The 9,690-nt window shown below is 65.7% G+C and carries 9 protein-coding genes; all 9 read right to left on the bottom strand.

All coding sequences use genetic code 11. The features are described from left to right. Window positions 1-51: 51 nt before the first annotated feature. Window positions 52-504, bottom strand: coding sequence for a chemotaxis protein CheW (locus VW23_RS17910; protein WP_069910910.1), 453 nt, complete (start codon window positions 502-504; stop codon window positions 52-54). 12 nt (window positions 505-516) lie between these two features. Beyond that, window positions 517-2,331: a methyl-accepting chemotaxis protein gene (locus VW23_RS17905; RefSeq protein ID WP_069910909.1), complete on the bottom strand. Its 1,815-nt coding sequence runs from the start codon at window positions 2,329-2,331 to the stop codon at window positions 517-519. A 134-nt stretch (window positions 2,332-2,465) separates the two neighbouring features. Then, window positions 2,466-4,565 carry a HAMP domain-containing methyl-accepting chemotaxis protein gene (locus VW23_RS17900; RefSeq protein WP_069910908.1) on the bottom strand — a complete coding sequence of 700 codons (2,100 nt, stop codon included), beginning with the start codon at window positions 4,563-4,565 and terminating at the stop codon, window positions 2,466-2,468. Next, complete coding sequence (locus tag VW23_RS17895) at window positions 4,562-5,059, bottom strand: chemotaxis protein CheW (RefSeq protein WP_069910907.1); 498 nt, start codon at window positions 5,057-5,059, stop codon at window positions 4,562-4,564. Before VW23_RS17895 ends, VW23_RS17900 begins: the two co-directional genes overlap by 4 nt. After that, window positions 5,056-7,101, bottom strand: coding sequence for a chemotaxis protein CheA (locus VW23_RS17890; RefSeq protein WP_069910906.1), 2,046 nt, complete (start codon window positions 7,099-7,101; stop codon window positions 5,056-5,058). Before VW23_RS17890 ends, VW23_RS17895 begins: the two co-directional genes overlap by 4 nt. Beyond that, a complete protein-coding gene (locus VW23_RS17885) occupies window positions 7,098-7,466 on the bottom strand; it encodes a response regulator (RefSeq protein ID WP_055876504.1) in 369 nt (122 codons plus the stop codon). The genes VW23_RS17890 and VW23_RS17885 overlap by 4 nt, the downstream gene beginning before the upstream one ends. Next, the gene (locus VW23_RS17880; RefSeq protein WP_084646281.1) at window positions 7,463-7,795 is read right to left on the bottom strand and encodes an STAS domain-containing protein; all 333 of its coding nucleotides are present in this window, start codon (window positions 7,793-7,795) and stop codon (window positions 7,463-7,465) included. The genes VW23_RS17885 and VW23_RS17880 overlap by 4 nt, the downstream gene beginning before the upstream one ends. A gap of 481 nt (window positions 7,796-8,276) precedes the next feature. Further along, window positions 8,277-9,326, bottom strand: a complete 1,050-nt coding sequence (locus tag VW23_RS17875; protein WP_069910911.1) for an HD-GYP domain-containing protein — start codon at window positions 9,324-9,326, stop codon at window positions 8,277-8,279. Between the two features lie 162 nt (window positions 9,327-9,488). Next, window positions 9,489-9,690, bottom strand: a 202-nt coding sequence (locus VW23_RS29335; protein WP_210184498.1) for a hypothetical protein, incomplete at its 5' end; no start/stop codon positions are given.

The following is a 9,690-nucleotide window of genomic DNA, read 5'->3' as shown; positions in this document are numbered from 1 at the left end:
GGGGACAGGGGTGGGGGTCAGCCCGCGCCGGCGGTCCGATCAGCACCAACATCACGCCGCCTCAGCCACGCTGCCCAACAACCGGTCGAGATCGAGCACGGTGACGAAGCTGCCGTTGCGGCGGCCGATGCCGGCGACGGCGGGGCCGCGCCAGTTGCCCGAGATGGCCGGAGGCGGTTCGAGTTCCCCGGCGTCGAGCACGGTGACTTCGAACACCCGGTCGGTGCGGAGGCCAACGGTCATCGGGCCGGTGCTGCCGCTGACGTTGAGCACCACGATGCGGGTATTCTCGGTGTCGTCGGCCTCGGGCAGCCCGAGGGTCAGGCGCAGGTCGAGCACCGGGATGCCCTCGCCCCGCACGTCGGTCATCCCGAGCAGGTTGGCGGGCGCCTGCGGCAGGCGCGCCACCGGGCGCATGTCGAGGATCTCCTGGACCTTGTCCACCGGGGCGGCGAACAGTTCGCCGTTGACCCCGAGCGTCACGTACTGGGCTTTCTCGGCCATTGCAGGCTCTCCTCAGGCTGCGCCGCGGCGGGTGAACTCGCTGTCGAGTTCGTCGCCGGCATCGTCGATATCGAGATCGAAGCCACCACTGCCGGTCAGCCCGCCGGCCGAACGGGCCCGCGGCTTCAGATGCGGAGCCTTGGCCATCAGCTCGCTGCGGATGGCGACACTGCGCTTCGCCGCCGGCTTCTTCGGCGCTTCGGTGGCGACCTCGCGGCTCGCCTCGATGCGGAAGTAGCTGATGGCGTTCTGCAACTGCTCGGCCTGGCTCGCCAGCTCCTCGGAAGTGGCCGACATTTCTTCGGCCGCCGAGGTGTTCTGCTGGGTCACCTTGTCGAGCTGCTGGATGGCGGTGTTGATCTGGCTGGCGCCGGCATTCTGCTCGCGGGCCCCGGCGGTGATTTCCTCGACCAGCTCGGCAGTGCGCTGGATGTCGGGCACCAGGCGGGTCAGCATCTCGCCGGCCGACTGCGCAGTTTTGACCGTGGTGTCGGAGAGGGTCGAGATCTCGGCGGCGGCAGCCTGGCTGCGTTCGGCAAGTTTCCGCACCTCGGAGGCCACCACCGCAAAGCCACGTCCGTGTTCACCGGCGCGAGCCGCTTCCACCGCGGCGTTGAGGGCCAGGAGGTCCGTCTGGCGGGCAATTTCCTGCACCACCATGATCTTCTGCGCGATGGTCTGCATGGCGCTGACGGCATCGTTGACCGCCGCCCCCGAGGCGATGGCGTCGGCAGCCGACTGGCGGGCGATCTTTTCGGTCTGCAGCGCGTTGTCGGCGGACTGCTTGATGGTCGCCGCCATCTCTTCCATGGAGGCGGATGCCTCTTCGGTGGAGGAGGCCTGCTCGGTGGCGCCCTGGCTCAGCTGCTCGGCCGTGGCGGAGAGCTCCTGGCTGCCGGCCGAGACATTGTTCGCCGACGAAATGGCTTCGGCGATGACGTCGCGGAGCTTTTCGACCATGCGCTGCAAGGCGAGGCCGAGCGTGTCGCGGTCGGACAGCGGCTTGGGCTCGACGGTCAGGTCGCCATCGGCGATGCGGTCGGCAATGCCGGCGGTGGCGCGGAGGTTAGCGGTCATGACGTTGACGGTGGCAACGAGATCCTTGATCTCGTCATTGGATTTGATCTCGATGTTCTGATCGAGATCGCCAATGGCGACGGCGCTGACCACATGGCTGATCTTGCCGAGGCCGCGGCTGATGCCGGCGATGATGAAGGCAGCGGCACTGACGGCGATGATGGTGGAGCCGACCAGCAGGGCGGTCAGCAGCAGCGAGGACGAGCCGTAGAGAGCTTCGGCATTGGCGATGGCTTCGTCGAGCTGGGTGTTGTTGAGCGCGACGATCTCGTCGAGCTGGGCCACCGAAGCAGCACGGACTTCGGCGGCCTTACCAGAGGCGAGCGCGAAAGCTTCGGCATCGAGGTTGAGGGTGGAGAGGCGGCGCACTTCGGCGTGCTGGACGAGGTAGGCGTCGTAATCGGCGCCGAACTTGTCGACCAACGGCTTGCCGGCCTCGCTGGAGAGCTCGCGCAGCGTTGCGGTATCGGCGTGGACAGCGTCGATCTCGGCATCCATCTGGGTGACCAGCGCCGTGATGGCGCCGGGGTCCTGGGTGAGGATCAGGTTCTTTTCGTCGCGCGCCACCTTGAGGGTCGCAACCTCGAGATCGGCCGCGAGCTGGATGCGCTTGACGTTGCCTTCCATGGCGGCGCTGAACGAGGTGTTGAGCGCGCCGAGGTTCAGCAGCGCGACGGCCATGCTGATGGCGCTGAGCACGATGACCGTGGCAAAAGCCGCGATCAGCTTGGTCTTGATGGTCAATCTCATTTGGCGTGGCCCCCTAGCCCACGGACCGCTTTCTGCGGTCCTCTGCCCAAAACGTGCAGTCAGTAAAGTCGGCTTCTGCGATGGGCCGGGGCGAGTGGGCGCCCCGGCAGTCGTTGGTCGGCGCCCGAGATGCTTCAGGCGGCGCCGCGGCGGGTGAACTCGCTGTCGAGCTCGTCGCCCATGTCGTCGAGCTCGAGGTCGAAGCCGCCGCCGGTGGCGCGGGCCGGAGCTTTCTTGCGCGTCAGGTGCGGCGCCTTGCTCAGGATCTCCTCCTGCAGCTGGGCGGTGCGACGGGCGCGCTGCGGGGCGCGGTCGTTGGCCGCATCGACGCGGGCCAGCTGGCCCTGGTCGATGCGGAAGTAGCTGATGGCGCTCTGCAACTGCTCGGCCTGGCTGGCCAGTTCCTCGGAGGTGGCCGACATTTCCTCGGCCGCCGAGGTATTCTGCTGGGTCACCTTGTCGAGCTGCTGGATGGCGGTGTTGATCTGCGCCGCACCGGCATTCTGCTCACGCGAGCCGGCGGAGATTTCTTCCACCAGTTCGGCCGTGCGGCGGATATCGGGCACCAGCTTACTCAACATGTCGCCGGCCGAGCGCGCCGCCTTCACCGTGTCGACCGAGAGAGTGGAAATCTCGGCGGCGGCAGCCTGGCTGCGCTCGGCGAGTTTCCGCACCTCGGAGGCGACCACAGCGAAGCCACGGCCGTGTTCACCGGCGCGGGCCGCTTCCACCGCGGCGTTCAGCGCCAGCAGGTCGGTCTGGCGGGCGATTTCCTGCACCACCATGATCTTTTCGGCGATGGTCTGCATGGCGTTGACGGCGTTGCCCACGGCTTCGCCGGAGGCATTGGCGTCGGCGGCCGATTGACGGGCGATCTTTTCGGTCTGGCTGGCATTGTCGGCCGACTGCTTGATGGTCGAGGCCATCTCTTCCATCGAGGCCGAGGCTTCTTCGGTCGAGGAGGCCTGCTCGGTGGCGCCCTGGCTCAGCTGCTCGGCGGTGGCCGAGAGTTCCTGGCTGCCGGAGGCGACGTTGCGGGCGGCGGCGGTGACTTCGCTGACCACTTCGCGGAGTTTCCGCGTCATGGTGTTCAGCGCATCGATCACATCCTTGATCTCGTCGTTCGACTTGACCTTGGCCTCGGCGCTGAGATCGCCGCCGGCGACGGCATTGGCGAGGCCGAGGGCAGCGCCGAGCGACTTCGAGATCGACAGGATGATCCAGAGGGCGGCGGCGATGGCAACAACGGCGGAACCGACAAGCAGCGCAATGAGCAGGGTCATGGCGTCGCTGTACAGTTGCTTGGCCTCGTCGTCGGCGGCGTTCAGCACCTGCTTGTTGCGCTCGATCATGGCGGTGATCGTCGCGTTGGCGACGCGGCGCAGTTCAGCCGCCTCATTGGCGGCCAGCAGGGCGTTGTAGTCACCGCGCTGGATCGAGACGTCCACCGCCTTGTCCATGGCCACGACCAACCCGTCATAGGCCTCGTGCGCCGCCTTCAGCAGGCCCGCCTCGGTGGCGGGCACGGTCCGCTCGAGCGAGGGGAATAACTGGGCGAGGCTTTCGATGCCGGCCTTGTAGTCGGCATACCACTCGTCCTGCTTGGCCGGCAGCGAGGAGGCGAGCAAGACGTTGCGCTGCTGGCGGAACGCATCGGTGATGGTCATGAAGGCTTCCGACGCCGCCTTGAAGGCGGGAAAGGCCGAGAGGTCGCCGGCGCTGACGCGGTTGGAAAGCGCGGTCACGAGCGCCGTCATCGCCTGCTCGAGCGTGCCGAGCGCCCCGCTGCCATCGGTGCTGGTGATCGACAGCGCCTCGGTATCGGTGTTGAGCCCGGCGAGTTGCATGACCTTCTGCGCCTGGGCCTGATAGGCATCGGTCTGCGCGGCGAACTCGTCGAGGCTGTCACGGATCTGCGGGTCCTCGACCTTCTCGTTGAGCTCGGCGACATATTTGTCGATCTCGGCCCCCTCGTCCTCGATCTTGCCGACATAGTCGGCAATCTCGGTGGCATCGTCGCTGATGATCATGGCGCGCAGGCGCGAACCGATCGACTCGAGATGGGTCTGCACTTCCATCATCGCCATGGTGTTGGCGGCGCGGACATTGACGATGGTGTCGAGCGACTGGTTCAGCTTGTCGAGATTCTGCAAGGCGATCAGCATGCTGACGCCCGACATGACGATGACGGCGCCGAACACCGCCGCCAGCTTTGCCTTGATAGTTAGCCTCACGATGCGGCCCTTTCTTCTGATGCGTTAGGCGAGCCGCTTCTGCGGCCCTCTAATTCAAAGATGCGGTGGATATCGGGGATGATGATGAAATCGCCCCGGCGCTTGCCGATGCCGCGCACGTAGTCGGGCCGCCAGCGCATGCCGACGCGGGGCGCCTCCTCGATGGCGGCAGGCTCGATGTCGGTGACGTCGTAGACCTTGTCGGCAAGGATACCGACGACGCTCGGTTCGCCCTCGATCTCGGTTTCGATGACGACGATGCGGGTGTCCTGGTCAGGCTCGGCGCCCTGCATGCCGAACGCCACCTTGAGATCGGTGAGCGGCACGACGCGGCCGCGCACGTTGATCAGTCCGGCGGCGAAGGGCGAGGCGTTGGGGACCTCGGTGACCGGCACCAGATCGAGGATTTCTCGCACGCTCTGCGCCTCGATGGCGAACAGCTCGTCGTCGAGCCTCAGGGTCAGGGCACGCATCGGTTCGGTGAAGGCGGTCATGCCGCGGCCCTTCCCTCGGTGTTGCGATATTTCTCCTCATGCGCCTGGCCATAGGAGACCAGTCGCGAGGTATCGAGGATCAGCGCCACGGTGCCATCGCCGAGGATAGTGGCGCCCGAGAAGGTCTCGAGGTCGGTGTGGAGCTTCGAAAGCTGCTTGATGACGGTCTGGTTGTTGCCAATGATCTGGTCGACCACCAGGCCGGCCCGGCCTTCGCCCGACGAGATGATCACCACCTTCTGGTGGGTATCGGCCTCGCCCGGGGTGTTGAACAGGTCGCGCAGCCGCAGGAACGGCACCAGGCTGCCGCGGATATCGAGGAAATTGCGGCCGCGCGAGTGGGTCGCGACGTCGGCCGGCAGCTCGACACACTCCTCGACCGCCGAGAGCGGGATCGAGTAGCGGCCATTGCCGACGCGAACCAACATGCCCTCGATAATGGCGAGGGTGAGCGGCAGGCGCAGCGTCGCCGTGGTGCCTTCGCCGGGCTTGGTGGAAAGCTCGATCTTGCCGCGCAGGCCATCGATGGTGCGTTTGACCACATCCATGCCGACGCCGCGGCCGCTGAGCGAAGTCACTTCCTTCGCCGTCGAGAAGCCGGGAGCGAAGATCAGCTGGAACAGGTCGTGGTCGGCGATACGCGAGTCCGGCGTCAGCAGCCCCTGCTCTTCCGCCTTCTGCCGGATGCGGGCGGCGTTGAGGCCGGCGCCATCGTCGGTGACCGAGATCGCCACCTCGGCGCCGGCATAGACGGCGGAGAGGCGGACGGTGCCCCTCACCGGCTTGCCCGCTTTGATGCGCTGCTCGGCGGTTTCGAGACCGTGGTCGACCGAGTTGCGGATCAGGTGGACCAGCGGGTCGGCCAGCCGCTCGATCATGGTCTTGTCGAGTTCGGTGTCCTCACCCGTGGTGATGAACTCGATTTCCTTATCGAGATCGCGGCTCAGGTCGTGCACCAGCCGGCGGAAGCGCGAGAACAGCGAGCCGATCGGCACCATGCGGATGCCCATCGTGGTGTCGCGCAGGCCTGAACTCAGCCGCTCCAACTCTTCGGCGATGGTCTTCAGATTGCCGTCCGAACTCTGCGCCGCCATCTGCGACAGCCGGGCCTGGGCAATGACCAGCTCGCCGACCCGATCCATCAGCTCGTCGAGCCGCTCGGCCGGCACCCGCAGCGACGTCGAGGCGCGCTCGGCGGTTTCGGTCTTTTGTTCGCGCAGTTCGCGCTGGGCGCGGACCGGGGCTGCTTCGGCGATGGGTTCATCGACCTCGAGCACCGGATCGTCCTCGGCGAGGATGTCGAGCACCGGCGAGGAAACGGACACCGGTGCGGCGGTCGCGGCGAGCGGTTCGATTGACAGCTCCATCCCGTCCTTCAAAAACAGGAAGACGTCGTCGAGCGCCGCGGTCGGGTCGGGGTGGGTGAGATCGACCTGCCAGCCGAGGTGGCAGGCCTCGGGATCGAGCACATCGAGGTTGGGGACGCTGTCGATAAGCGCCGTGACCTCGCAGGGACCGAGATCGGCGATCTCGCCGAGCAGCAGCAGCGGGTTGGTGCCGTGGACCAGCGCGTCCTCGGGCAGCTTGAAGCGGATGCGCCAGCGGCCGGTCGCCTCGGGCGCAACATTGGCGGCGACAGTGGCGCTCTGCGCCATCGGGGCGGCGGGGAAGCGGTCGGGTTCGACGATGTCACGCAGCGCGGCGAGGATGGCGTCGCCGGCATCGGTCGCCGCGTCGGGCGTTTCGATCAGGTGATGCACATGGTCCTTGGCGTCGAGCGCCACGGCGACCAACTCGGGGGTGATCGGCGACAGGCCCTTGCGCACCTTGTCGAAGGCGGTCTCGAACTCATGCACGAACGCCGCCACATCGGTGAAGCCGAACATGGCGCCGGAGCCCTTGATGGTGTGCAGCGCCCGGAACACGGAATTGACCAGGTCGGCATCGCCAGGATCTTGCTCGAGATCGAGCAGGCCCTGCTCGAGCTGTTCGAGCAGCTCACGGGCCTCTTGCCGGAAGGTATCGGTGGGATCGGAGCTCATGCGCCAGTCACCTTCCTGATCACGGCCAAGAGCTGGTCCTGCTTGAACGGCTTGACGATCCAGCCGGTGGCGCCGGCCTCACGGGCCTGGCGCTTCAGCTCCTCGTCGGACTCGGTGGTCAAGAGGATCACCGGGATGCCCTTGCCGGCCGGGTGCTGACGGAACTTCTTCAGGAACTCCAACCCGTTCATGACAGGCATGTTGAGGTCGGTGACCACGGCGTGGACCGTCTCGGTGGTGGCCTTGTTGTAGCCTTCGAGCCCGTTGCCGGCCTCGAGCACGGTCAAACCGGCGCTCTTCAGCGTCATGGCGACCATCTGCCGGATGGAGGCGGAATCATCGATGGTGAGGATGGTCTTGCTCATGCCGCCTCGCGCGTCAGGGTCCAGGAGGAAAGGGTAGCGACCAGTGGCCGGCCGTCCCCGGTGAAGAAGCCGGCGCGCAGCAGGGCGCGACCCATCGGGGTCGCAGCATCGACAGCAAGGCTGAGGGTGCGATCGTCGGCGGCCGCGCTTTTGGTGGCCGAGACCAGCAGCTGCAGCGTACCGGCATCGACGCTCTCGACCGCGGTGGTGTCGAGATCGATGGCCCGATGCTCAGCCAAAGCTTGCAACAGGCGAGAATGGAGTTCGGAAATATTGCGTAAGGAAAGGTCGCCGCTCAGATGGAGCGGGTGCGCTGATGGTCGCGACATGGGTTCGTTCTGGCCCCGGGCAAGTATGCTTCTGCGATACGTAACGTCTTGTTTTCAGAGGCAAAACGGCAGCCTCGGCGAAACGACAATCCTGTCGCCCCGGCCCCAAAACAGTCCCCGCGTCCACGGAATTGCTGTTTGCCCCTGATGACCACGATGATCAGCGCTATGTGTTAAGTCTCAATTACCGCTAAGCAGTATTTGGTAGAATTCTGGTGATTAAGTAATCGCAAGTATTACGTGCGACGTATTGAGTCAGCGGACGTCACGCCCATGACTCATAGGAATCGTCATGCGACTCTGAGCGAGTCGTCGAATGCTTGCCGGGAGTCATCGGCGGCGGGCGTCGAAAGCCGAATACTGCCGATACTCCGATGCCATCGGCGGCCGACAGAAGTCGGCGCGACAACGTGTCTGATATCGTCCGCGACGAGCGGCAATCGGCAGACAGCGATGACTTGTGAGGGAGAGGATGCCGGTTTCAGCCGGCGAGGCGGGCATCCTCGGGGACGGCCGACAACAGCGCGAGGATTTCCGGCCAGCGGGCCTCGAACGCGGCGACACAGGCGGGGTCGAAATGCGTGCCGGCGAGCGACAGGATCTCGCGTCGGGCCTCTTCGATCGGCCAGGCCCGCTTATATGGCCGCTCGGAACAGAGGGCGTCGAACACATCGGCGATGGCGACGACGCGCGCTTCGATCGGAATATCGGTGCCGGAGAGACGGTCGGGATAGCCGGTGCCATCCCAGCGCTCGTGGTGGCTCTGGGCGATCAGCTCGGCGGTGCGGATGACCTCGGACGAACCGTGCTCGAGGATGCGCGCGCCGATCGAAACATGGGTGCGCATGATGCGCAGTTCATCGGGCGTGAGCTTACCGGGCTTACTGAGGATGGCATCGGCGATGCCGATCTTGCCGATGTCGTGCAACGGCGCCGCGAGGTAGATCATGCGGCAGCGCTCGGGGCTGAGCCCGATGGCGGCAGCGATCATCGAGGAGACCTGGGCGACGCGCGACACGTGCTCGCCGGTGTCACCATCGCGGTACTCGATGGCCCGGGCGAGCCGCCAGATGATCTCTTCCTCGCGCTCGACCAGGTGACGGGTGGCGCTTTCGACCTCGCGGGCGAGCCAGGCGGCGCGGTCGGCGAGCTCGCTCTGCGACCGGCGCAAGGCGAGGAGATTGCGGACGCGGGCCTGCAGCTCGGTGGAATCGAACGGCTTGTTGACGAAGTCGGTGGCGCCGGCGGCGATGGCGCGGACCCGCAAGGCCGGAGCGTTGTCGGAGGTGACCATGACGATCGGCACCAGCCGGTAAGCCTCGTCGGCGCGCAGGCGCCGGGTCAACTCGACGCCATCCATCTCGGGCATGACGTGATCGACGAGCACGAGGTCGAACTGCGTGGTGGCGGCGAGCGCCAACGCCTTGCTTGGCAGCAGCGAGGCGGCGATCTCGACATCTTCGAGTGCGCCGATCACATGGCCGATGAAGGCCAGGCTCGAACGCGAGTCATCGACGATAAGCACACGCACCGGCTGAGCCCCAAAGCGGCGGTTGGACCACAGCACCTAAGCGGGTCCGAGTTAACAATATCAAAAACTGCGTAGCTGCCTGGCGGCGATGTTACGCGTGGTTACTGATTTGTATTTGCTCGACAAAGCTTAGGCGACACACCTTGAAAATTGACCGGCCGGTCAAAGCTTAACTTCGGCCATCGGTGAGCTTGCCTCCAGAAGCGCCGCAAGCTCGGTGTCATCCCCGCGAAAGCGCACTACTGTCCGGGATTTTTGGGTGATGGTGGATTGAGGCTGAGTTCCATCTGTCCTTGCATTGAGTTTGGTCGTCGTCGTGGTGGCTGGAAGGCGTTTAGGACGTTGATCCTGAGCAGGGTACGGA

The sequence above is a fragment of the Devosia insulae DS-56 genome, from assembly GCF_000970465.2.
Lineage (GTDB): Bacteria > Pseudomonadota > Alphaproteobacteria > Rhizobiales > Devosiaceae > Devosia_A > Devosia_A insulae.
The sequence above is the reverse complement of the archived record's forward strand: the minus strand, read 5'-3'. Positions and strand labels throughout refer to the sequence as shown.